Below are 23034 nucleotides of genomic sequence, written 5' to 3'. Positions count from 1 at the left end.
GACCGTGCTATTATTCGGTCGCTGTGCCGTATTTTTAAGTTGATATGCCGTATTATTCGGCGAGTATTTTCAGGAGCGGCTCGAGATATTCGCGGCTGTTACTCAATCTTGGAACCTTATTTTGTCCACCTAGCTTACCTCTTGATTTCATCCATTTATAGAATGTATCTTCGGGCGCATTGTGTACAATAGGTGGTCGAAGTGCCATATTCTTAAAACGTTTGGCGTCATAATCCGAATTGATTTCACGGAGTTTAGCATCCAATATTTCACAAAAACGCTTAAAATCATTGGGTTGTTGCTCAAATTCGATCACCCATTCGTGTGCTCCGGCCTCGGCATCTTTAAAATAGACCGGTCCAGCGGTATAATCTCTGATTCGTGCCTGTGTCAATTTGCTCGCTTCGGCCAAGGCTTGTTCGGCGTTGTCAACAATAACCTCTTCGCCAAAGGTGTTAATATATTGTTTGGTTCGTCCTGAGATCTTAAAGCGATAGGGAGACAATGAGGTAAACTTGATGGTATCTCCAATTTTATAACGCCACAAACCCGCATTGGTTGAAATGATCAATGCATAGTTTTTTCCGAGCTCCACCTGATCCAAACGTAAGGTTGACGGATTTTCTTCGTGCATTCGTTCAGTAGGTAAGAATTCGTAATAAATACCATAATCTAGCATGAGCAGAAGATCTTCCGAATCAGATTGATCCTGTAAGCCAAAATATCCTTCTGAGGCATTATAATTCTCGAGATAATACATGTTGTCCGAAGGGATCAATTTTTGGAATTGCTCGCGGTAAGGTTTGAAGCTTACTCCGCCATGTCCATAAAATTCTAGATTTGGCCATACCTCAAGCAAGTTGTCTTTGCCTGTAATCTCAAGAATACGCTTGGCCATAACAATATTCCATGTCGGTACGCCAGCTAAGCTCGTTACATTTTCTTTAAGTGTAATTTGGGCAATCTGCTCAATTTTCTCTTCAAAGTTTGGGTTTAAAGTAACTTCCATATTGGGCGTTCGCTTAAATTCGGCCCAGAAAGGAAGGTTGCGGATGAGGATTGATGAAAGATCACCGTAGTAGGAATCCGGACTGAAATTGTTGATCTGTGAAGAACCACCAATAACAACAGATTTTCCCGTAAATACGCGATTTTCAGGTCTATTATGACAGTATATTGTGAGCATATCTTTACCGCCCTGGAAGTGACACTCTTCGAGTGCTTCCTCACTAACGGGAATAAATTTGCTGCGATCAGATGTGGTGCCTGAGGACTTGGCAAACCATTTGATATCAGAAGGCCATAGGATATTCTGCTCGCCTTTTATCATACGATCAACGTAGCCCTTGATATCATCATAGTCCTGTATCGGGACGCGTTCTTTGAAGATCTCTGGCGTTAATATACTTGTATAATCGTATTTTTTTCCCCATTCCGTCGCTTCAGCAGTGGCAATTAAACTCTGAAACCATTCTTCTTGTACATCGTGTGGGTATTTCATGAAAAGTTCAATCTGGTGAATTCTTTTTTTCATGAACCAAGTAAAAATGGAGTTTAATAAGGCCATATTGGGAGGGATTCTTTAATCTTTAAAATTTTTTCCTTCTTAATTCAAAATGTCGACCGAGATAAAATTTACGGGCAAGCTCATTATCTGCAATTTCCTCAGGGGTACCTGTCAGCATGATCTTTCCTTCGGTCAGGAGATAGGCCCTGTCCGTAATAGATAGCGTTTCCTGTACGTTGTGGTCGGTAATTAAGATGCCGATGTTACGGGTTTTGAGCTTGGCTACGATCGTCTGAATTTCTTCTACGGCGATCGGGTCAACCCCTGCAAAAGGTTCATCCAGAAGAATAAAGGATGGATTAGCAGCTAATGCTCGCGCAATTTCGGTACGTCGACGCTCACCACCGGACAACAAATCACCTCTGTTTTTACGGACACGGTGTAAGCTGAATTCTGTGAGTAGTTCTTCCAGTTTTGCCAGACGTTCTTCTTTATTCGGATAATGGATTTCTAATACAGCCAGGATGTTGTTCTCTACGGAGAGCTTCCGAAAAACCGATGCTTCCTGAGCGAGATAACCTATCCCACGTTGTGCGCGTTGATACATCGCATCCTGCGTAATCTCCTGATCGTCGAGAAATACTTTCCCTTCATTGGGCTTGATAAGACCAACAATCATATAGAATGAGGTCGTTTTTCCTGCCCCATTAGGGCCCAATAACCCGACAATCTCGCCTTGTTCCACATGGAAGGAAACATTGTTGACAACGGTACGCTGCTTATATTTTTTTATGAGATGTTCTGCCTTTAAAATCATCTTCGTGGAATGTCTTGTGTTGTATGTATCTGTTCAATAGGACTAATTAAAACCCTCACCATTCTTTCATGCCTGGTATCTAATCCAGTATGGGGGGATGCCCGACCAAATCTTGTGTAAATATATTTAATATCTTCTTACTAATGCAATACTAATACTTAATCCCTTTGATGTTGAGCTGTAAGTTTCTTTTGTTGCGCCACACATTCTCTTCAATGCTGTAGCAGATGTCGAAACTTTGCCCAGAATTGATGTGTGTGATATGTTCTGCCAGTCCAAAACCGATACAGTCAAATGAAGGAGAGTCTTCTTGAATAACCGTCATCTTGAGGTGATTGGTGCCCACAATAAAAGCCTGTCCTACTGCATTTACCTTTTTACTGAGGAAAATAGGGGATTCATTTTGGGGCCCGAAAGGTTCAAACTGCTGGAGAATACGGAAGAACTTAGCATCGATATCTTTCAATGCCAACTTTGCATCGATCAAAATTTCTTGGGTCAGCATTTCAGGACTGATACGTCGCGATACCACTTCCTCAAAACGATCCTGGAATAGCGTGACATTATCTAAGGACATCGTTAGTCCGGCAGCATATTTATGACCACCAAATTGCTCCAACAAGTCAGCGCATTCGCTTAAGGCTTCATACAAGTCAAAACCCAGTACCGAACGGCAGGAACCTGCAATATGACCATTTGTTTCGGTCAATATAATCGTCGGACGGTAATATTTTTCGGTCAGTCGGGAAGCGACAATACCAATGACACCTTTGTGCCAGTCGGCTTTATACAATACCGTGGATTTTCGGCTTTTAAGAAGAACATTATCCTCAATCAGTGCAAGCGCTTCTTCTGTTATTTTGAGATCAAAGTCTTTCCGTACATTGTTTTGATCGTCTATGCTAGAGCTGAAGTCTTTGGCTTCTTGCAGCGATTTGGAGATCAAAAGTTTGACGGCGTCCTTAGCATGGTCTATTCTGCCCGCTGCATTGATGCGGGGCCCGATCTGGAACACGATGTCATTCACTGTAAAGATCTTCGTTCGATTATTGGATAAATCAATCAGTGCCTTTAGTCCGACGCAGGGATTCGTATTGAGTTTAATGAGACCAAAGTGGCTTAGTATTCTATTTTCGCCGGTAATAGGAACAATGTCCGAAGCAATACTCACGGCCACAAGATCCAAAAACTGATAACAGGCATTGATATCCATGCCATTGGTGAGTATAAAAGCCTGAATAATCTTAAAGCCTATTCCACAACCTGAAAGTTCTTTGTAAGGGTATTCACAGTCTGCACGCTTGGGATCTAACACGGCGTAGGCTTTGGGAAGTTCCTCACCGGGAAGGTGGTGATCGCCAATGATAAAATCAATTCCTTTGCTATTTGCGTAATCTATTTTATCGATTGCCTTGATACCGCAGTCCAATGCAATAATTAAGCTGAAACCATTTGCTGCGGCATAGTCAATACCCTGTGTGGAGATTCCATAACCTTCGGCATAGCGGTCTGGAATATAAAACTCCAGCTGGCTATGAAATTCCCTGAAAAAACTATAAACAACGGCAACAGCTGTTGTACCGTCTACGTCATAGTCTCCATAGATGAGTATTTTTTCTTTGTTGCCAATGGCTTGGATGATCCGGGTGATGGCTTTTTCCATGTCCCGCATCAAAAATGGATCGTGCAAATCCGATAATTGAGGCCTAAAAAACTGCTTTGATTCGTCAAAAGTCTCCACTCCTCTACTCACGAGCAACTCTGCCAAGACAGTGTTGATGTTTAATTCCTCGCGCAGTTTGTTGGTTATTTTGACATCAGTTTTAGATTTTAGTACCCACCTTTTTTGCATATCTTTGCACAATATTTTAAGTGTAAATATACGTTTTAAGGCTGGACTTACCTAATTCCTAAACCCGGTATTGATCCGCTGTTGCTTAACGTGCATATTCCCAATGTTTTAAATATGGTGCAGGCTTATTCTTTATATGAAGGTTCTTTTTCAGTCGACAAAAGCAGAAAATTTATACCCTTTGATCCGTTAATCGACAAGCCCCAGGACCGGCCAGGCTCCCTATTTATTCAAGTTCACCCCTTTTTGATCGAAACTGATGCGGGACTTGTACTCTGTGATACCGGTCTTGGCTATACCGATGACAGTGGCGTGCTACAACTGCATCATAATATCCGTAAGGCTGGCTTTGAACCGGAAGATGTAAAATATGTACTGATGTCTCATCTTCATAAGGATCATGCTGGAGGGATGGTCACATTTGAAAACGGAATGGGACGCATCGCATTTCCCGAAGCCGAATATATTGTTCAACGTGGCGAATGGGAAGATGCCTATTCAGGTATCTCCAGTTCATACAGGACCGAGATTTTTGATGTGATTCAACGCAGTGGAAATTTAGTTCTGGTGGAAGGTGAAGGAAGAATAAATGCAGAAATCAGCTATGCGCTCAATGGTGGACATACAGCACATCATCAGGCATTTCATATTCAAACGGGCGACCAGCACTATTTCTTTGGCGGAGATGTATTACCTGAGCCCGAAGAAATTTTCCATAACTATGTCGCCAAATATGATTTTGATGGTCGGCGTTCCAAAGAGCTACGTCAGGAGTACTGGGCAGAAGGTGCACCAGCGGGCTGGATTTTTTTGTTTTACCATTCAAAAAATATCACCATTGGTCGTAGTCAGATCCGGGAAGATGGCACCTATAAACTGATTGAAGCAAAGTCGTAAAAGAAAAAACCTCCATGGCCTTTGGGCTCATGAAGGTTTTTTGGAAGGTTTAGTATCCCGGATTTTGTGGGAAGGCTGCACCAGTGTTACTGTCGATAACTTCTTGTGGAATTGGCCAAAGAATAAATTCTTTTTTCACCACATTTTTCGATTGTGTGTTTAATGTTTGCACGCGGCGTAAAAATACATCCTCCCCGAAACGGGCAAGGGTCATGCGACGCATTTCCTCACCAATAAGCTCGCGGGCGCGTTCGTCGAGAATCAAATCCGCATTGATCGCTGCGGCATCGATTAATGACGCTTTTGCACGGGCACGGACAGCGTTGATGGCATCCTTAGCTTGTGCCGGTTTATTGGCACGCCAGTATGCTTCTGCCAATAGTAGGTAAGTTTCGGCCAAACGTACTTTCACACGGTCCTTCATATTTCCTTCAAATGCAGGGTCAACAGCTGTCTTCCCGTAGAAAAATTTGGTTGTTGTCGGGAATACATTGCCTGATTCTTTGATCGCGTCGGTAAGTACGATCTTCTTTCCATAAAGCTCAGGTACGGAGGGATCGTTATAATACCAATCGCGTTTGATATTGAAAGATGAATTTCTGACATCCTGTTTTTCATAGCTATCCAGCCACCATTGGTAAGGGCGTACGTGCCCAAGACCTCTTCCTCCAAGTGAGTCGGCCAAAGCAAATCCTTTTTGTTGTGAATAGAAAGGAACCCACGCGCGTTTGCTCCAATCGGTGTAGCGGTCGCCACCTCCTTGTGTATTGTATACCAATTGGATGGCCCAGATGGTTTCTTGATTGCCGGAACCGCGATTTTGATTGTTTTCAATAAACATATCGTGGAAATAATCCCCGGGTTTATCTTTTTCGGCACCAAAACGTTGATCGTTTAATTTAAAGTAGCCATTTTGAACCACTTTGTTGGCAGCCTCTACAGCTAAATCTGGCTGTCCAGCTTCGATATATGCTTCTGCCAGGTAGTGTAAAGCGGCCCATTTCGTCAATTTACCTTCCTGAATTGTACCTGGATTGTCGGGTAGGTTTTCACTTGCATACTTCAGGTCTTCAATCATGTGCGTCAAGATTTCAGCTTTCGGTGTACGGGTGAAATCACGACGGGGTGTTTCGGAGACCTTGTCCACCCAAGGCACATCGCCGTATAAGTTGACTAAGTAGCGATAGCTATAGGCGCGGAAGAAACGGGCCGTTGCTTCTACACGTTTTGGATCGTTATCCTTGTCCGTCCAGCTGATACCATCCTTTTTTAAAGCCTCGAGGATGGTATTGGTATTACCGATAAATCCGTAGGCATATTTCCAATAATTGCGTACATAAGACGAAGCCGGATTTAGCGTATAATTGCTGAATGGAGCCAATGTAGCGTCTGTACCTGTAGTTTTGATGGCAACGATATCCGTTCCGACCTGTAGCGCTTCCTGCGGGGTTGCTCCTTGGGAAAAGATACTACCGTTCCAGGTCAGGAATTCCATGCGGGCATAAGAGTATAAACCATTTAGTCCAGTTTCGAAGCCTTTCGTGTTAATATAGGTATTATCAGGTGACTGAAAGCTACTGGTGTCTTCATTTAAGAAGTTCTTGCTGCAGCCTGTGAAAAGTAAGCTTAGGCCAGCTAGCATTGTATATAAAGTTGTATTTCTTTTCTTCATGATCTTGATGTGTTTAGAATTGGACATTTACTCCCAATGAGAATGTTCTTGCAACAGGTTAAGGACTGGCAATATTTGTCGTTGTTGGATTACCTGTGGTCGAACTCACGCTCAATGCCTCTACGTTGTAACCTTTGATTTTGGAGAATGTATAGAGGTTACGGGCGTTGATAAAAGCTTTAATGGAAGAGAGATTCAATCTTTTTAGAAAATCGCCGTCAAAAGTATAGCCCAAGCTAAAGTCTCTAATTCGCCAATAGGATGAATTGATATAATAAGTATGGTTATTTACTGGCGTATATCCAGGCGATGGAATATCTGTATTGGTGCGCTCTGGCGTCCAGTAAGGCATGTCGGCAAGGTAATTGGCACCGTTGTTAGGTAAGAAACGTTCGATGTTTTTGAAATCATCTATTTTCGTTCCGCCAAAGGCTCCATTCATAAAGATTGACAGGGAGAAATTCTTGTAGGTGAAATCATTACCAATACCAAGTGTATAAGGCGATATCTTGTTCCCCATCATCGTACGGTCACTGGCGTCGATTTTACCGTCGTTGTTGAGATCTGCTAACTTGGCATCGCCAGGTTTCGCTTTAGGCTGATAGGAGTTTGCGATGTCGTCGCCCTCTTGCCATACACCAATGACTTTATAATCGTAGAAAATACGGATAGGCTTTCCGATTAACCAGGCATTGGTCAAATCATCTTTTCCATCCGCGCGCAGTTTGGTGATTTTATTGTTGTTATAGGCAAAGGTCGTATTGACGTTCCATTGGAAATTGCCATTTTTGACCGGTATGGCATTCAAGGTAACTTCGATCCCTTTGTTTGAGGTTTCACCGATATTGGTCAAAATGGTGTTGTAACCGTTCATGACAGGAACCTGTTCACTTAATAAGAGATCCGATGTCTTAGAGGAGTAGTAGTCGATCGTTCCTGAAAGTCTATTTTTGAGAATACCAAAATCCAAACCAAGGTTTAATGAAGCTGTTGTTTCCCACGTTAGATTACTTCCACGGCCATTGAAATTCATCACAAGTCCTTTGACGGGGTCAAGACCATAGATATAATCGACGTTAGTCAGACGGTCGTAAGTTTGATATGGCGATACGGCCTGGTTTCCATTTTTACCATAAGAAACACGAAGTTTTAATAAATCGAAATAATCCTGCACATTTCCTTCTTTAGAAACCACCCAGGCTCCTGCAACCGATGGGAAAAATGCATATCGGTTGTTGATCGAGAATGCACTATAACCGTCCGAACGACCGGTTAAAGTTAATAGGTAACGATCCTTAAAAGCATAGTTGATTCTTCCCATGTAGGAAATCATCGCTGTATTTTGCAGATTAGATTCGATCTTAAGATTTTTAGAGGCAGAGGCCATGTTGTTATATCCGGCATCTGATACAAAATCGTCTCCGTTCATTCTTGAAGTTTTCAAATTTGTTTTCTGCGAAGAATAGAGACCCACGACATTGATCTTGTGGTCACCAAAGGTACGGTCATAGGTCAAGAGATTTTCCCAGGTCCAGTCCCAAAAATGCTCATTGTAAATTGATCCGGTACCATTTACGCCACGTCCTGTAACCGTATTTGAACCGTAATAGGAGTTTTCATTAATATTTCGGTAGTTGGTTCCGAATGTGGTTTTGAAACTTAATCCTTCGATAGGGAGTTTCACATCAAGCCAAGTATTCGCATAGACTGTTCTTCTGGTCTGATCCCATTGGCCTTTTTCGTCTGCAAAAGGATGCGCCCATAGTGTTTGTGCATACATCGGGTACGTTATAGCAGTACCATCGGCATCGCGGTTTTTACTGTAAGGGGAAAGTTTTACAACACTCTCGAAGTTGGGCTGTACGCCGTCGCGGTTCCCTTGAGAAGCCTGCATGGTCATTCCTAGCTTTAACCAAGAGCTTAAACTTTGATTGAGGTTCAGATTGACATTGTATCTTTCGTATGGCGTATTTTTTACAACGCCATCTTGATTTAGGTAGCTCACAGATGCATAATAATCGGATTTATCCGTTCCGCCCGAAAAACTGAGTTGATGTTCCTGAACAGGAGCGCCGCTATTGAATACTTCATCCTGCCAATTGACTTCTTCCCCTTTTTTGTATTGTTCCAATACGTTGGCAAAAAGATAATTCTCAGGGTTAAGCTGATCGCCGGTTTTTCCTTTCGAAGCCTGGTAATCACGCGTAAATTGGATGTATTGTGGGCCGTTCATCAATTTAAGACGACGTTCTACACTTTGTACCCCAAAATAACCGTTATAATTGATGCGTGCTTTTCCTGCTGCACCCTTTTTTGAGGTGATAAGGATAACGCCATTTGCAGCTCTTGAACCATAAATTGCAGTGGATGAGGCATCTTTCAATACCGAGATACTGGCAATTGTATTGGAAGAGATATCACCCAAGGAACCACTAAAAGGGATTCCATCCAAGATAATTAGGGGAGCATTGGACGCGGATATCGAGTTCTCACCCCGAATATTGATAGAAGCTGTTTCACCAGGTTTGGCTGAACCGGAATTGATCGCCAGACCAGAAATCTTACCTTGAAGTTTATCGACAACATTCGGTGAATTTATTCGTTCTAGGGATTTTGCTTCCACTGTAGCGATGCTTCCTGTCAAATCGCTCTTTTTCTGTTTACCATAACCTACGACCACAACTTCATCCAAAACATCCTCGGATTTTGTCAAGGTTATTTGTGCTGCTTGTGCCGCGGAGACTTCTTTCGCTGTAAATCCGATCGAGTTAAATGTTAGGATGGCATTTTTTGAACTGACGCTCAGGGAGAAGATACCGTCTTGATTGGTTGTCGTTGCTGCCGCTTTACCTTTTTCAGAAACGGTAACGCCGCTTATTGGTTTCCCAGTTTCATCAACGACCTTTCCGGAGATGACTTGCTGGAAGGGTGAACGACTGGTTATTGCAACCAAATTACGTGGGTTCGCTACCCCGTAAATAGGTGCCGCTGATGACAAGATTGATAATGGTGTCAGAAGGATGAGATGACTCTTTTTGACCATAGGTGTGTAATTTAGATTCAGTAAGTGTTTAATGCGGCAATTATAAAGAAATAAACCTTTGGCAATTCTATTGCTTCTTGGAAAAAACGATTGCATGAACTACGAAAACGTTATAGAAATGGGTATTTGTAATGAAAATTGGAGCTAATAAAAGCTGATTTGTTCTGTTAGGAACTCGGATCGTTAATAGCCTATGTACACCGAGTGCTTTTATTGTTGTTCAGTTATGTCATCACGATGCCATACGTCGAAAAAAGGGATGAAATCGGTTAAAAGAGTCGTTTTTCTGCTCTTTTTTTAGTATTTTGGGGTAATTTGCTCTTTGTAGCCCATCCCGTTAGCTACCTGCGGATTCGTTTAAGATTGATTTTTTGGGTAAATTTGTGTTTTAGTAGCTAAGGGCTGATGCTGTTTTTCCTCAAAGTCTTTGTTTTTGTAGTAAAAACCTTCAGCTTGTTTTTGTAATTGTGGTATACCACGTTATGAAGCTTATATTATTAGTATTTATTTAAATAGAAAATTATGTCTATTGTAAGAGAGTCCGATCTGATTGGAATTGGAAAAAAATTTCAAATTGAAACCGATGCGGGAGACAATATGGTTGTTGTTATCCATGACGATGGCAGACGGGAACTTTATCGCTATGATGATGAGGAACATGAGTCACGTTGCGTCATGACACTCAATGACGATGAATCTCGGCAGATTGCGGGTATTATCGGTGGTTTGTCCTACAAGCCTAAAGCTTTGGAGACAATTGAAGTTGCTTTGGACGATTTACGCATTGAATGGTACAAAGTGGAAGGCAAAAATGAGGGTGCCGGAAAGACAATTGGAGAGCTGGAAGTTCGTCAACGTACAGGCGCATCGATTATTGCTGGGATACGGGATGATGATACGGTTATAAATCCAGGACCGTCTTATTTGATTAGCCCAGGCACCACACTTGTCATCGCTGGAAAGAAGAATAATATTAAACTTTTGAAGGAAATTTTACTGTAATTTATGCTATCACATACCTTAATACTGGAAATTGGAATCGCTGTAGGACTTGTTGCCATTGTTGGCCTCATCGCCAATAAGCTTAAGTTTTCTGTTATTCCATTTTTCATTATTATAGGAATGGTTTTGGGGCAGCACGCTCCGCAGGTTGGTCTGGTGGATTTAACATTTACAGAAAGTAAACCCTTTATTGATTTCATGGGACGGTTGGGCGTATTATTCCTGCTGTTCTACCTTGGCCTTGAGTTTTCGGTCAATCGACTGATTAAATCCGGTAAAGCAATTGTCACCGGCGGAACAATTTACGTCTTATTGAACTTTACCTCAGGGTTGTTGATTGGTTGGTTGATGGATATGCCATTTAAGGAGATGATGGTGTTATGTGGTATCATGACGAGTTCATCCACGGCGATTGTTGCAAAGGTGCTGACAGATCTCAAACGCACAGCCAACCCGGAGACGGAGGTCATCATGGGGATGATTATGTTCGATGACCTGTTTATAGCGATGCATATTTCTTTCCTTTCGGGCCTGATACTAACAGGAAGCAGTTCGTTTTGGACGGTAGCTGGAACTTCCTTACTGGCTTTGGGATTTATATTGGCCTTTTTGATTTTAGGCAGAAAATTGGTGCCTGCGATCGATCGCTTATTGAAGGAGAAAACTTCTGAATTATTTATATTGATCATCTTTGCCTTACTTTTTATTGTGGCAGGTTTCTCCGAAACCATCCATGTTGCGGAGGCTATCGGGGCATTGATGGCCGGCTTAGTGTTGGCGGATTCGCAATACATCAAAAAGATTGAATCGATGGTGCTGCCCTATAAGGACTTTTTTGGGGCCATGTTTTTCTTTAGTTTCGGATTGTCTATTGACATTATGTCCCTTGGAGGAGCTGTCTTTTGGGCTTCGATTGCAGCGCTGGTGACGGTGATGGGGAATCTTGCTTCGGGCTATTTTGCAGCTAAATTTTCGGGTATGAAACCTAAAACTTCTTTTGATATTGGCTTTACCTTGTCTGCGCGGGGAGAGTTTTCCATTATCATGGCAAATATTGGTAAAGCAGGGGCTTTATTACCCGTTATTCAATCTTTTGTGGTTGTATATGTGCTCATTCTTTCCATTGTATCCCCACTATTGACCAAAGAGTCACGTAAGCTTTGGAAATTACTTTTCGGTGCGGATGCCAATAGCGCCAAGCCTTTGAAAAAGTTGAGTGATTTGGAAAATAATAGTCTCGGTAAATAGACAGGTTACACTCGTCCACTTAAAAGTGCTGTTCAAAAAATAGAGCAAGATTTTTAGATCAAGTTCATCAGTGGTATGACATGGCTTCTTCCAGCTGTTTGATCAACAGCTCTCTTTCCATTGGATAACCTGCTTTCGAAAGTTCATATGTCCCATCCTTTTTAATAATAAAATAAGTCGGGAAGCTATCACTACCTGTTTTGTTCATTGCGTCTTCTGAAAGCTCCCGGCTTGCTAAAACATGACTTCCTTCCATACTATAATAGCGGATGAGTTTTTTCCAATTGAGTTGATTTTTTAAGTCAAAGTTTGAGATATAAAGGAATTGCAGATCCTTATTTTTAAAGTGTGTTTTCAATGCATGTGCATTTTTCTCAATTTCTTGATGACAGGGGCCACACCAAGTTCCCCACATATCAACCAAAACAGTTCTTCCTTTGAATAGGTTGATTACATCATCCAGCTTTTTCAATCGGCCACTGCTATCTAAAAAGACCATTTTTTCATTCAACGGTCGCTTCTCGTTTATACGTGCTTCAGTGATCATTGGTTCGTAAAGAGAACGGTATAAACTGGTCGGATATTTAGCCTTAAAACGGTCGAAGATGACTGTAGCATTGGTTTTTTTTGACCTGCTCATCATTTGTAAGAGGTAAGCATATAGATATTCGTTGATTTGACCTGTAAATTCCTTATTGATGATCTTTTCTTGCAATAAGTTCTCCGGATCACCGGAGTATGCTTGTGCTCTTTGGTTTGAAGGAAATTCCGAATAATAGGTCGAAAGGAAATCGCTTGACTGAGCAGTAGCCCAAAGTTCTTCTTTCCTTTGTAAAAGATAATTTCCGATCAGCATTTTATATATTGGACTGATCAATGCTTCGGCATTATTCAAGGGGTATACAGCCAGTAGACTATCCCTTTTCTGTTTCCAGATTGCCGTCAATTTTTCACTATCATCTCGTGATTCTAAATAAAACTTATGGTTACCGTAAAAATTGAGAAACAATTCTGCAGGAGCATAAGCCAGATTGTATTGTAGAACTTTTTCGAAGGTTGCCGTTGGTTTGTTTTGAGTAATATATCTCTTGGTTTCCTGGCTTAAGCTATCCATATTTTTTTGTATCGCCACAAGTAACCTATCTGGAAGCGAATCCTCCCGAAGTTCTTCAAAAATAAATGTCGTCGGGGAAATAGAACGGCTGATTGTTCTCACTACCTTTACCTGTTATTGTAATCTGATCTTTACCATCTTTTGAAATCTACCCGAACATGAAGATGATCTCCGGGGGAAATGTACAATTGTTGACTCCAATTGGAATTACTGACACCTGTCACATAGAGTTTGGTGATGTGGGGAATCGTAAAAGTCTTATTAAACCGATTATTGATGAGTTTATAAGTTGATGACCCATCGGATGTGATTGTATTGACCCCAATAGCATCCAGCTGTATTGTGTTTCTCTTGGGGAGATGAAATATCGATCGTGAGCGTTGCTTCTTGCGTATGAGATTGATTGATAAATACAAGGAATAGTCCAAAGGCGAGAAGCAGCGGTTTTTTCATATATTGGTTATTTCTAACTAAATATAGGAAAAATTAAACTTCAAATTGCTATCTAAGTATACCTAGAAAAGGTCCAATTATCTCTAATGTGGACCTTTTTTAGGTATGTATCTTTTAAACCTGTCCTCCGCATTTAATGCTCATGTGAAATCACAGTTTGTATTTTTTGATAAAGTTTTTGAGTTTCTTTCGGATTTCGCTATAAAAACCCTAACTCTAGTTTTGCTTCTTCCGACATCATGTCTTTTGTCCATGGTGGATCAAATGTCAATTCGACCAATGCTTCTTTGACACCTGCTACAGCAGCAACTTTTTCTTGAACTTCATTCATGATTTCGCCTGCCACGGGGCAGCCAGGAGCAGTCAACGTCATTACAATCTTTGCAATACCCTCTTCCTTCGTAATGATTTCATATACAAGCCCCAAATCCACAATATTTGCGGGTTTCAGTTCAGGATCATAAATTGTTTCCAGTACAGCTTGGATCTGTGGCGCCAGACCCAGTTTATCTAATACAATGATACTCATTTATTCCGTTTTTTATCGTGAATAGCGTCCTGATAGATCGCTAATAACTTCGCTTCATTTATTTCAGGCGTAAAATTACTAAAATAGTAAGCAATACAGGTCTTTCTTATCTCATCTTTTTCATTTGTTGTTTTTGTGCTCCACTCCCTCAAACATTGGATGATATCGTTTTTGTTGTGGGGATCGAACGTTTGTCCTGTTTTGCCAGGGATAATCAGTTCGGGGAGTGGGCCTAAATTGGAGCAAAGCACAGCTGTTCCGACTGAATAAGCCTCAAGAATCGTAATCGGCATCCCTTCAAAACAAATCGATGGTACAAGTAAAGCCTGTGCTTTGGCTATCAAGGGAAGTATTTCTGATCTCTTTTTAAAACCGAGGTAGGAAATATTCGCCTGGTCTTTAATGCTTCTCAAAACCTCATTTTCGAGCGGACCGCCGCCGATAATTGCTAGTTGAAAATCTGTGCCGATGAAAGCATCGATCAGCTGTAATATCCCCTTTTCATCTGAAAGACGGCCGACATATACAAAGTGGGCCTGCGGCCCCTCTGGTGCTATTCTCGTAGGAAAGACAAAGTTCGGTTTTATCGCGAATTGAACAGGCGGAAGGTGTAACGTCGATTCAACGAATATGTTCTTTGCAAAGGAGCTTAAATTGATGTAGCGATTGACCTTTCTCCAAGTCCCAATTTTACGGTGAAACCAATAATTCAGTGCGAGAAGAAATGTTTTTACGATAGAATTGTTAAATGCTTTTTGTCGGACGGCTGTCCATGGAAACTCCTCTTGGATTGAATCCAGAAAGAGACGGTTATGGTGGTACAGTGTCGCCGAAGGGCATAGTAAACGAAAATTGTGCAGGGTCATGACCTGGGGGACGCCGAGTTTGGCAATGGTACGCACGATAATCGGGCCGGCTGCATAATGCGTGTTGTGAACGTGAACGATGTCTGGTTTAAACGCCCGAATTATTTTTTTGACACGTTGAGCAGCGCAAATATTCCAAAAAGATCCTATTGTCTGTAGTGCACCCTGCAACCCCTTTTTATTTTGAAAGGTTAGCGTTTGGACCTCATGTCCTTGCGCGAGGAGGGAAGATTCCTGCTGAAATACAGTGTCTTCACCACCAGGATCTTGATAAAATGTATGGATAATCAGTATGCGCATAATAAAAGACTTATACAAATGTACAATTTTGAGGTGACTTCCTTTAAAGGGACAAAATTGCCATTTCTATATGATTATTGCTATATTCGCAAGATTCGATCGTAAAGATATATGCAACATTTACAACAACTCGTGATAGAGGCGATAGAGACAAGTCAATTTCCTGAAACACCATCAAATTTATATGATCCGATACGGTATATATTGACTTTGGGCGGAAAGAGGGTTCGACCTGTGCTGACATTGATGGCCGCCGAATTATTCGGCATGCAAGAGATGGAGGAAATTATCCCTGCTGCCAAAGCAGTGGAGTTTTTTCATAACTTTTCACTGATCCACGATGATCTGATGGATAAGGCTCCTTTAAGAAGAGGTAAAACGACAGTTCACGAAAAGTGGGATGCTAATATTGCCATATTGTCTGGAGACGGCTTGTTGGTCAAAGCGTATGAGGAAATTTCAAAGTGTAATCCTATTTACTTGCCTGCAACTTTGAAAATTTTGAGTAAAGTGGCTATGGAGGTATGTGAAGGCCAGCAATTAGATATGGATTATGAGAGCCGGGATTCGCTGACAATGCCTGAGTATCTTGAGATGATCCGTCTTAAAACTTCGGTGTTATTGGGTGGAGCATTACAGTTGGGGGCTATTCTGTCGGGAGCAGATGAACAGCAACAGCAGCTGATCTACGATTTTGGAGAGAACGTAGGCTTAGCATTTCAATTACAGGACGATATCTTGGATGCATATGGAGATCCAGATACTTTTGGAAAGATTGTTGGTGGTGATATCATGATCAATAAAAAAACTTTTTTATTGGTGAAGTTGATGGCAGTAATTTCGGATGATGATAAGACGGTTTTACAAGCCCTATTAAATGCCACTATAGAGACTGCTCCATCAAAAGTAGCGGATATGCTTGCCTTATACGACAAGTATGCGATTAAAACTGCGGCCGACGAGTTGAAAGATAGCTATACGCAACGGGCATTTGAAAAAATGGAAGCATTGAATGTACCAAATGATCGCAAAGAAGCGTTATTAGTGTTAGCAAATAACCTTTTGGTAAGACAGCAATAAGTATAAATTCTATTAAAATTCGTATCTTGCCATTAAATGTTTTTTTTGTAAGAAAATAATTAAATAAATTTTTAGATTACGTTCATGGAGCCTTTAAAAATCACCGTATTTCAAGCATATTTATTCTGGGAAAATATTGAGAAGAATCTAAATAATCTAGCCTTGAGACTTTCCTCATTGCGTGAGAAAACGGATGTTATTATTCTCCCCGAAATGTTTAATACAGGCTTCACGAATAATGTCGAGAAATGTGCAGAACCTGCAAATGGACCTACGACAAGATGGCTATTTGAAATGGCAAGCTCACTTAACTGTGTTGTTGCCGGTTCTTTGATTATCGAAGAAGGTGGGAAATACTATAATCGCTTTGTATGGATGTTTCCAGACGGTAAATATGTAAAATATGATAAACGTCATCTTTTCGGATTATCCAAAGAAAGCGAGTACTTTGAGCCAGGAAATGAACGTATCCTGGTCGATATCAAAGGATGGAAAATCTGCCCGATGATCTGTTATGACCTGAGATTCCCAGTCTGGTCTAAAAATCAAAACGGAGCATATGATATTTTAGTGTATACCGCCAGCTGGCCAGACAAGCGCTCAGCACATTGGAGAGCTCTTATTCCGGCACGTGCAATAGAAAACCAAGCTTATGTTGTTGGGGTAAACCGTGTTGGGCACGACGGTAATGATATTTACTATTCTGGTGGCTCTATGTGTATATCCCCTCTTGGTGACGTGGTGTATTATAAACCGGAAGATGAGGACTTGTATACCTTTACCTTAAATCCGAACGATCTGTTGGAAGCACGTGAGAAATTTCCTTTCTTAAAAGATTCCGATTCTTTTACAATCGGATAACATCCTCTAAATTAGGTACAATTGCAAGCATTTATTTTGTTTGTATCCTTTTTATTTATTAAATTCAGTCTAGTATAAATCAAATTGTTATGATTTATCAACATCTACTTATGACATGTTGATAAAATTTTGTTTGAGACAGCTATATTAAAGCGTAATTTAGGCTAACTATTAGCCAAAATACGTTTAGCTTTTTCTCAAATTGATTGAAAGACGACGTTTTATTATTAAAATAAGTTGCGTAAACAACCATAACCATTATTCATATGTTAGACCAAGATTTAGTATCACAAGAGTATTTTTATAATTTCTTAACAGGGAAATACTCAATTGCAGTTATGCGGAGATTACAGCGTAATCTCAAGGAGGCCGGGTTAAACATTACTTCTGAACAATGGAGTATCATGTATAACCTGTGGGTAGAAGAGGGGCTTACCCAGCAGGAGCTTGCTGTTCGCACATTTCGAGATAAACCAAGTGTCACTCGATTAATTAATAATCTGGAACGGGTAAATCTGGTTATCCGCGTCAATGATAAAAACGACAGACGATCCAATCTGATCTATTTAACAAAAATCGGGCGGAAGATGAAGGATGAAGGAATGAAGCAGGCAAAAAATACAATTGAACAGGCCTTAGGGGGATTGGCCGACGATCAAATTACTTTATCAAATACGATTCTGCACCGCGTATTGTTTAATTTGAAATAAAGATAATTAGCGGGTTTTATCCTGTAAGGGAACTATCAAGGTATAAAAAAAAGGTCCCCTATGAATACATGGGGGACCTTCTTTTTATGAATTGCTAGCAATTAATCTTCAAAAAGTTTGCTTTCGAAGTCTGTATGGCTGTTGACCAATTTACCTTCGGTTCCGAAATAGATTTCTTGAAAACTGAGTGTCCGGATGGCATCCACTTTACGATAGAATTTATCTGCCGATACATCCGAAAGTGTTTTGAAACCACAAGCTTCCATAATTTCGACTGTAGCACGTAATGTGTTGCGGTGGAACTGGGCGACGCGCACATATTTATCGTTTACGTCGAGTCCTTTGTATAAATGCGGCTGTTGTGTGGCAACCCCAACCGGACAGACGTCTTCATTACATTTAAGTGCCTGAATACAACCTAAAGCGAACATCATTCCGCGAGCACTATAACATGCATCTGCGCCTAAGGCAATGACTTTCAAGATATCGAAACCTGTTACGATACGGCTTGATACAATAACTTTAACATGTTTTTTTAAACCAAAAGCAATCAAGGTTTTCGTTACAAATGCCAATGCATCGTATAGTGGCATCCCTAGGTTATCTGTAAACTCAAGTGGAGCAGCTCCTGTACCACCTTCTGATCCATCTACGGAGATAAAATCCGGGAAGATTTGCGTGTTTTGCATGGCATGACAGATGTCGATAAACTCATGTTTATCGCCGATACAGATTTTGAAGCCAATAGGCTTTCCACCGGATAGCTCGCGCAGCTGTTGTATGAAGTGCATCATTTCAGTCGGTGAAGAGAAAGCACTATGTGCTGGTGGCGACATCACGTCTGTTCCGGGGATGACGTGACGAATAGCAGCGACCTCAGGTGTGTTTTTCGCTGCCGGAAGAATACCGCCATGACCAGGTTTAGCGCCTTGCGAGAGTTTCAATTCGACCATCTTCACGTTTTCACGGTTGGATTTTTCTCTGAAAAGTTCGGGATCAAATTTTCCCTCCTTATTGCGGCAGCCAAAATAACCTGTACCGACCTGCCAGATTAAATCACCTCCATTGTTGTGGTAATCGCTGATCCCCCCTTCGCCGGTATTGTGTGCAAAGTTTTGAAGTGCAGCACCTTTATTTAATGCCGTTATCGCTGTTTTACTCAAGGCACCATAACTCATAGCCGAGATGTTGAACACACTTAAGCTATAGGGTTTCTTACAGGCTGCATTTCCTACCGTGGTACGCAGATCGTGGTTTTCGATATGACAAGGGAAAACAGAGTGCGCAGCCCATTCATTCCCGACAGCCTGTGGATCAGTCTGCATACCAAATGCAACAGTTTCCCGTTGATTTTTTGCACGTTGGTATACGATCGAACGTTGTCTTCTGTTGAAAGGACGTCCATCCATGTCCGATTCCCAAAAATATTGTCTCAACTCAGGACGAATAGATTCGAAGATATAGCGGAAATATCCAACTAGTGGATAGTTGCGCAGAATGGCATGTTTGGTCTGGAAACTATGATATAACGCGATCAATAGCAATGGGAATGGGATAATAAGCAGCCAAAACCAGCTTGATGTAAATATAAATCCAAATGATACAATGATTAAATTAATCACAATCATTATTGAAAGAATGAGTTTTCTAACTTCCATAGAAAATACGATTGTTTAGTTTTAATTCGCTATTTTAATGTTTAGCCCAACTGACTATTTTATTACTCAATTAGCATTCCAAAATGCGCTTTTGGACGAAGCAAATGTACTAAAGTTCCTGAAGTAAATGGATATATTTACCCCCTGGAGGTAAGTTTTGATAAGTTTATAACCGTTTCTAATAAACTATTTTCTTTTAGTAATCTCCTGCGACAAAAGTTGATAGATTTGCTGTAAATCTGGTTTATTGCTAATAAATTGCAAATGTTTTTGCATTGTTGTGCTGTCCTGTCGGATCGCCGGACCTGTCTGAACTGTTATTGGAATATGATTTTGCACCTTTTCTGCCGTCTCCAGGATAATTGGTTTGATTAAATAAAAGGATAAGTTGTTTTCTTCCAGTAACTCAAAAGCCATCTGATAGAGGATATTGGAGAAATTATTGACCATGACCGAGGCCAGGTGAATGGCTAAGCGTTGCGGTGAGTTACAATAGATACTCTGCGGTGCAAATGTCTGTGCAAGCTGAAGTAGCGCGGCACTATTTTCATCTGTGTTACCCTCAATGCAAAGTGGAACTGTCGAGAAATCCACTGCTTTATTTTTGGATAACGATTGTGGTGGATAGATGACGCCCGTGTTTTTAAATCCAGCCAGGGCAGCAAGATCGGTTGCTCCTGAACAGTGGACAACAATGCCTGTTAAATCCTTCGGTAGCGCTTCTACTAGCGGTAAAATAGCTTGATCCGAAACAGCAATAAGGTAGAGATCGGCATGGAGGTCGAGTTCAGACAGTAGGTCAGTTGCTGTGCAATGAAGCGCAAAAGCCAATGCGTCTGCATTGGCTTTTGTTTTACTGTAGATCTGAACGATATGCTGTCCTGTTTTTTGAAACTGTTGTCCAAAATGCGTCGCGGCATTACCGCTTCCTAAGATCACAATGTTCATTATTTAAGTGCTTTTCGTTTCTCCTCTTTATTTCTTCTCACAATGGACATGATAAAACCGATGGTCATGACAATTGTTCCACACCAGAAAAAGTTGATGTATGGGAATTTAATGGCTTTAAATACCACCCATTTCTTTTCTGGAAGTGGCTTTTGATAAACCATGATTTCCAGTTTATCCTTGTCAGGTTTAATTCCCGTAAATCTGAATTTAAGTCCTTGCTCGGTAACATCCTTGTTGAAGTCGTAAACACCACCGTCTTTAATTAAGTAAATCGGTTGTACCTCATACTGTTTGTTGTCGGCCGAAAATACTTTTATTTTCAATCCAACCATGACATCACTGGGTCCCTTTGGAATTTTCTCTAGGTGGGCCTCTTTGTTTAAGCCTTCAATGACGTAATATCCATTGCGGTAGCGTAAGGTATCGCCAATATTTACCTGATATGTTGCCGGCTCCTCGTAGTCCTCGAAACCAGTTTTATCTTCAGCAGGAACTTTGGCGTGTGTTGCTTGACTTTCAGCTGCGGCCGCTGTAATCAGTGTATATACGTCATGTTTAACATAATGTTTGGTGGCTGGAGTACCAATCAACCCCCCCATTTTCGCGTTGTTTTGTGCAAAAGGTTGCAGCACAAAATGCTCCTTCACTTTGCCTGTTTCTTCGTCGATCCGCTCGTATTTGATTTTATAGAACGTATTTGGAGCAACAATGCTATCGCCGATATAGGTAATTTTGTATTCACCCATTTGTACAGGTTCACCCTCGGTCAGGAATAAGTTGTCGCCAGGCTTTTCTACTTTGTCGAATCCCGATACAGCGATGTAACCCGTGTTGTTGACAGAGATGACTTCGTTGGTTGCCGCGGCCACCATGGCACCGATAAGTAATAAACCAAAACCGATATGGGCTACCGAAGAACCAGCCAGTTTCCATTTACCTTTGACAGCGTCACCCAATACGCGGATATTTGCCAGAATACAGAAAATACTTGCGAAGGTGATCAAAATGTAGATCAAGTTGGTATACGTCTTCGTAAAATAGACTACAGCAGCCGTTAGGATTAAAGACACAACCAACGATGCTACAGTGGAAGCCAAAAACTTGCGGCTATCGGTACGTTTGTATTTTAAGAATTGCGTAAATCCGGTTAAGATCATCACGATGACGGCAAAACCCGATTGCCATTTGTTATAATGTTGGATCGGATCCAAAGGCGGAGCTACCTTGGTACCAAAGATCTTGTTGAACACTGGAATTGATGTTGAAGCAATGATCTGTGCACAGGCAACAGTCAATACCAAGGCGCCAATAAACATCCAGAATTCTCTTGAATAAATATCCTCATCCTTTTCAGTGATGGGCATCTCTTTCTTTTTGACGGTAAGAAAGACCACCATGATAACCAAAAAGACAACATTGAATAAGATCAATTGTCCGCTCATGCCCAGGTCGGTAAAGGAGTGTACCGAAGTCTCTCCGAGGACGCCACTACGTGTCAGGTAAGATGCGTAGATCACAAGCACAAAGCTGATCATCGCCAAAAAAGTAGCGGTGAAGTAGGAGTGGCCTGAATTCTTGTAAGCAATCATGACGTGAACAGCAGCAATCAAGGTAAACCAAGGAATAATAGATGCATTTTCTACCGGATCCCATGCCCAGAATCCACCGAAGTTAAGTGCTTCGTAAGCCCAGAATGAGCCCATGATAATACCTGCGCCTAAAATCATCACGGCAAATAAAGCCCAAGGAAGTGCTGCATTGATCCATTCTTTGTAACGTTTGGTCCAAAGAGCACCTGTTGCATAAGCAAAAGGAACAATCATCGACGCAAAGCCAAGAAATAGTGTCGGTGGGTGAATCACCATCCAGTAATTTTGAAGTAAAGGGTTCAAACCATTACCGTCGGTGATGAGTGAAAGATAATTTGCTTCTCTAAAGATTGGAATATCCATTGCTTCACGCAATAAGATAAAAGGAGAGCTACCGATCCGCAGACCGAAGATTTCCACACCAATAATCATGGATGCTAAAAATGCTTGACATAACATGACGAAAGTCATAACAGACGATTCCCAGCTTTTTGCTTTAAAGAGCAAAACAGCGCCTAATACCGTTTGCCAGAACATCCAAAGCCAAAAACTACCCTCCTGACCTTCCCAAAAACTGGAAATGATGTAGTAGGTAGGGAGTGTCTTGGACGAGTGCGCCCAGGCATAATTATATTCAAAAAGGTGATTGTATATAATATAAAATAAAGTTGCACCAATCGCTACGACGGAGGCTGCATTAACCCAGAAGGCAATACGTGCAATTTTTTTCCATGAATGCTCTTCAGGGTATTTTGTTGCAAAAAAGTAACTGATACAAGATAGAAGTGCAGCACCAAAAGAAAGTACAATGAAAAATTGTCCGATCTGCCCTGGCAGCAGGTGCTCACCAACGTAATTAACGTCCATTGAAAATTGATTTTACGA

The 23034-nt window shown here is 41.3% G+C and carries 18 protein-coding genes; 6 read left to right on the top strand and 12 right to left on the bottom strand.

Features of this window, described 5'->3' with window-relative positions:
* Window positions 1–52: 52 nt before the first annotated feature.
* The 3 genes from DTA23_RS12205 to recJ all read right to left on the bottom strand — a co-directional run bounded on the left by DTA23_RS12205 (window position 53) and on the right by recJ (window position 4176).
* Window positions 53–1567: a GH3 auxin-responsive promoter family protein gene (locus DTA23_RS12205; protein WP_112374901.1), complete on the bottom strand. Its 1515-nt coding sequence runs from the start codon at window positions 1565–1567 to the stop codon at window positions 53–55.
* 22 nt (window positions 1568–1589) lie between these two features.
* Window positions 1590–2324 carry an LPS export ABC transporter ATP-binding protein gene (gene lptB, locus DTA23_RS12200; RefSeq protein WP_028072074.1) on the bottom strand — a complete coding sequence of 245 codons (735 nt, stop codon included), beginning with the start codon at window positions 2322–2324 and terminating at the stop codon, window positions 1590–1592.
* A gap of 151 nt (window positions 2325–2475) precedes the next feature.
* Complete coding sequence (gene recJ, locus DTA23_RS12195; protein ID WP_046672806.1) at window positions 2476–4176, bottom strand: single-stranded-DNA-specific exonuclease RecJ; 1701 nt, start codon at window positions 4174–4176, stop codon at window positions 2476–2478.
* Between the two features lie 114 nt (window positions 4177–4290).
* Between recJ and DTA23_RS12190 the strand changes: the two genes are divergently transcribed.
* The gene (locus DTA23_RS12190; protein ID WP_112374900.1) at window positions 4291–5073 is read left to right on the top strand and encodes an MBL fold metallo-hydrolase; all 783 of its coding nucleotides are present in this window, start codon (window positions 4291–4293) and stop codon (window positions 5071–5073) included.
* 49 nt (window positions 5074–5122) lie between these two features.
* On the opposite strand, the gene DTA23_RS12185 is transcribed toward DTA23_RS12190, so the two are convergent.
* Both DTA23_RS12185 and DTA23_RS12180 read right to left on the bottom strand, forming a co-directional pair.
* Window positions 5123–6745 carry a RagB/SusD family nutrient uptake outer membrane protein gene (locus DTA23_RS12185; RefSeq protein ID WP_112375431.1) on the bottom strand — a complete coding sequence of 541 codons (1623 nt, stop codon included), beginning with the start codon at window positions 6743–6745 and terminating at the stop codon, window positions 5123–5125.
* 58 nt (window positions 6746–6803) lie between these two features.
* Window positions 6804–9788, bottom strand: coding sequence for a SusC/RagA family TonB-linked outer membrane protein (locus DTA23_RS12180; protein ID WP_112375430.1), 2985 nt, complete (start codon window positions 9786–9788; stop codon window positions 6804–6806).
* A 522-nt stretch (window positions 9789–10310) separates the two neighbouring features.
* On the opposite strand from DTA23_RS12180, the gene DTA23_RS12175 reads away from it, so the two are divergent.
* Window positions 10311–10790, top strand: a complete 480-nt coding sequence (locus DTA23_RS12175; protein ID WP_046672804.1) for a cation:proton antiporter regulatory subunit — start codon at window positions 10311–10313, stop codon at window positions 10788–10790.
* Window positions 10791–10793: 3 nt separating this feature from the next.
* On the top strand, window positions 10794–12038 hold the full coding sequence (locus DTA23_RS12170) for a cation:proton antiporter (RefSeq protein ID WP_112374899.1): 1245 nt from the start codon (window positions 10794–10796) through the stop codon (window positions 12036–12038).
* A gap of 67 nt (window positions 12039–12105) precedes the next feature.
* Here DTA23_RS12170 and DTA23_RS12165 read toward each other — a convergent pair whose 3' ends face one another.
* From DTA23_RS12165 to DTA23_RS12155, 4 genes are all read right to left on the bottom strand, one after another.
* A complete protein-coding gene (locus DTA23_RS12165; RefSeq protein WP_112374898.1) occupies window positions 12106–13254 on the bottom strand; it encodes a TlpA family protein disulfide reductase in 1149 nt (382 codons plus the stop codon).
* Window positions 13255–13434: 180 nt separating this feature from the next.
* A complete protein-coding gene (locus DTA23_RS27130) occupies window positions 13435–13605 on the bottom strand; it encodes a hypothetical protein (RefSeq protein WP_172462402.1) in 171 nt (56 codons plus the stop codon).
* Window positions 13606–13804: 199 nt separating this feature from the next.
* On the bottom strand, window positions 13805–14134 hold the full coding sequence (locus DTA23_RS12160; protein WP_046672802.1) for a metal-sulfur cluster assembly factor: 330 nt from the start codon (window positions 14132–14134) through the stop codon (window positions 13805–13807).
* Window positions 14131–15300, bottom strand: coding sequence for a glycosyltransferase family 4 protein (locus DTA23_RS12155; RefSeq protein ID WP_112374897.1), 1170 nt, complete (start codon window positions 15298–15300; stop codon window positions 14131–14133). The genes DTA23_RS12160 and DTA23_RS12155 overlap by 4 nt, the downstream gene beginning before the upstream one ends.
* Before the next feature lie 111 nt (window positions 15301–15411).
* On the opposite strand from DTA23_RS12155, the gene DTA23_RS12150 reads away from it, so the two are divergent.
* The 3 genes from DTA23_RS12150 to DTA23_RS12140 all read left to right on the top strand — a co-directional run bounded on the left by DTA23_RS12150 (window position 15412) and on the right by DTA23_RS12140 (window position 17951).
* Window positions 15412–16380: a polyprenyl synthetase family protein gene (locus tag DTA23_RS12150; RefSeq protein WP_112374896.1), complete on the top strand. Its 969-nt coding sequence runs from the start codon at window positions 15412–15414 to the stop codon at window positions 16378–16380.
* An 84-nt stretch (window positions 16381–16464) separates the two neighbouring features.
* Complete coding sequence (locus tag DTA23_RS12145) at window positions 16465–17241, top strand: amidohydrolase (protein WP_046672799.1); 777 nt, start codon at window positions 16465–16467, stop codon at window positions 17239–17241.
* Window positions 17242–17507: 266 nt separating this feature from the next.
* Complete coding sequence (locus DTA23_RS12140; RefSeq protein WP_046672798.1) at window positions 17508–17951, top strand: MarR family winged helix-turn-helix transcriptional regulator; 444 nt, start codon at window positions 17508–17510, stop codon at window positions 17949–17951.
* Window positions 17952–18052: 101 nt separating this feature from the next.
* Here DTA23_RS12140 and DTA23_RS12135 read toward each other — a convergent pair whose 3' ends face one another.
* The 3 genes from DTA23_RS12135 to DTA23_RS12125 form a co-directional block, all read right to left on the bottom strand.
* Window positions 18053–19609 carry an FMN-binding glutamate synthase family protein gene (locus tag DTA23_RS12135; protein ID WP_075994264.1) on the bottom strand — a complete coding sequence of 519 codons (1557 nt, stop codon included), beginning with the start codon at window positions 19607–19609 and terminating at the stop codon, window positions 18053–18055.
* A gap of 186 nt (window positions 19610–19795) precedes the next feature.
* Window positions 19796–20557, bottom strand: a complete 762-nt coding sequence (locus tag DTA23_RS12130) for a Rossmann-like and DUF2520 domain-containing protein (RefSeq protein WP_112374895.1) — start codon at window positions 20555–20557, stop codon at window positions 19796–19798.
* Window positions 20557–23016, bottom strand: a complete 2460-nt coding sequence (locus DTA23_RS12125) for a heme lyase CcmF/NrfE family subunit (protein WP_112374894.1) — start codon at window positions 23014–23016, stop codon at window positions 20557–20559. The genes DTA23_RS12130 and DTA23_RS12125 overlap by 1 nt, the downstream gene beginning before the upstream one ends.
* Window positions 23017–23034: the final 18 nt, after the last annotated feature.

The organism is Sphingobacterium multivorum, from assembly GCF_900457465.1.
Lineage (GTDB): Bacteria > Bacteroidota > Bacteroidia > Sphingobacteriales > Sphingobacteriaceae > Sphingobacterium > Sphingobacterium multivorum.
This window is presented reverse-complemented; position numbering and strand designations above follow the sequence as displayed.

What these genes read in the sequence shown, in the direction of transcription:
- DTA23_RS12135 (WP_075994264.1), bottom strand. Translation starts at nt 19,609, where the DNA reads ATGGAAGTTAGAAAACTCATTCTTTCAATAATGATTGTGATTAATTTA.
- DTA23_RS12150 (WP_112374896.1), top strand. Translation starts at nt 15,412, where the DNA reads ATGCAACATTTACAACAACTCGTGATAGAGGCGATAGAGACAAGTCAA.
- DTA23_RS12170 (WP_112374899.1), top strand. Translation starts at nt 10,794, where the DNA reads ATGCTATCACATACCTTAATACTGGAAATTGGAATCGCTGTAGGACTT.
- recJ (WP_046672806.1), bottom strand. Translation starts at nt 4,176, where the DNA reads ATGCAAAAAAGGTGGGTACTAAAATCTAAAACTGATGTCAAAATAACC.
- DTA23_RS12160 (WP_046672802.1), bottom strand. Translation starts at nt 14,134, where the DNA reads ATGAGTATCATTGTATTAGATAAACTGGGTCTGGCGCCACAGATCCAA.
- DTA23_RS12125 (WP_112374894.1), bottom strand. Translation starts at nt 23,016, where the DNA reads ATGGACGTTAATTACGTTGGTGAGCACCTGCTGCCAGGGCAGATCGGA.
- DTA23_RS12145 (WP_046672799.1), top strand. Translation starts at nt 16,465, where the DNA reads ATGGAGCCTTTAAAAATCACCGTATTTCAAGCATATTTATTCTGGGAA.
- DTA23_RS12190 (WP_112374900.1), top strand. Translation starts at nt 4,291, where the DNA reads ATGGTGCAGGCTTATTCTTTATATGAAGGTTCTTTTTCAGTCGACAAA.
- lptB (WP_028072074.1), bottom strand. Translation starts at nt 2,324, where the DNA reads ATGATTTTAAAGGCAGAACATCTCATAAAAAAATATAAGCAGCGTACC.
- DTA23_RS27130 (WP_172462402.1), bottom strand. Translation starts at nt 13,605, where the DNA reads ATGAAAAAACCGCTGCTTCTCGCCTTTGGACTATTCCTTGTATTTATC.
- DTA23_RS12140 (WP_046672798.1), top strand. Translation starts at nt 17,508, where the DNA reads ATGTTAGACCAAGATTTAGTATCACAAGAGTATTTTTATAATTTCTTA.
- DTA23_RS12180 (WP_112375430.1), bottom strand. Translation starts at nt 9,788, where the DNA reads ATGGTCAAAAAGAGTCATCTCATCCTTCTGACACCATTATCAATCTTG.
- DTA23_RS12205 (WP_112374901.1), bottom strand. Translation starts at nt 1,567, where the DNA reads ATGGCCTTATTAAACTCCATTTTTACTTGGTTCATGAAAAAAAGAATT.
- DTA23_RS12155 (WP_112374897.1), bottom strand. Translation starts at nt 15,300, where the DNA reads ATGCGCATACTGATTATCCATACATTTTATCAAGATCCTGGTGGTGAA.
- DTA23_RS12130 (WP_112374895.1), bottom strand. Translation starts at nt 20,557, where the DNA reads ATGAACATTGTGATCTTAGGAAGCGGTAATGCCGCGACGCATTTTGGA.
- DTA23_RS12185 (WP_112375431.1), bottom strand. Translation starts at nt 6,745, where the DNA reads ATGAAGAAAAGAAATACAACTTTATATACAATGCTAGCTGGCCTAAGC.
- DTA23_RS12175 (WP_046672804.1), top strand. Translation starts at nt 10,311, where the DNA reads ATGTCTATTGTAAGAGAGTCCGATCTGATTGGAATTGGAAAAAAATTT.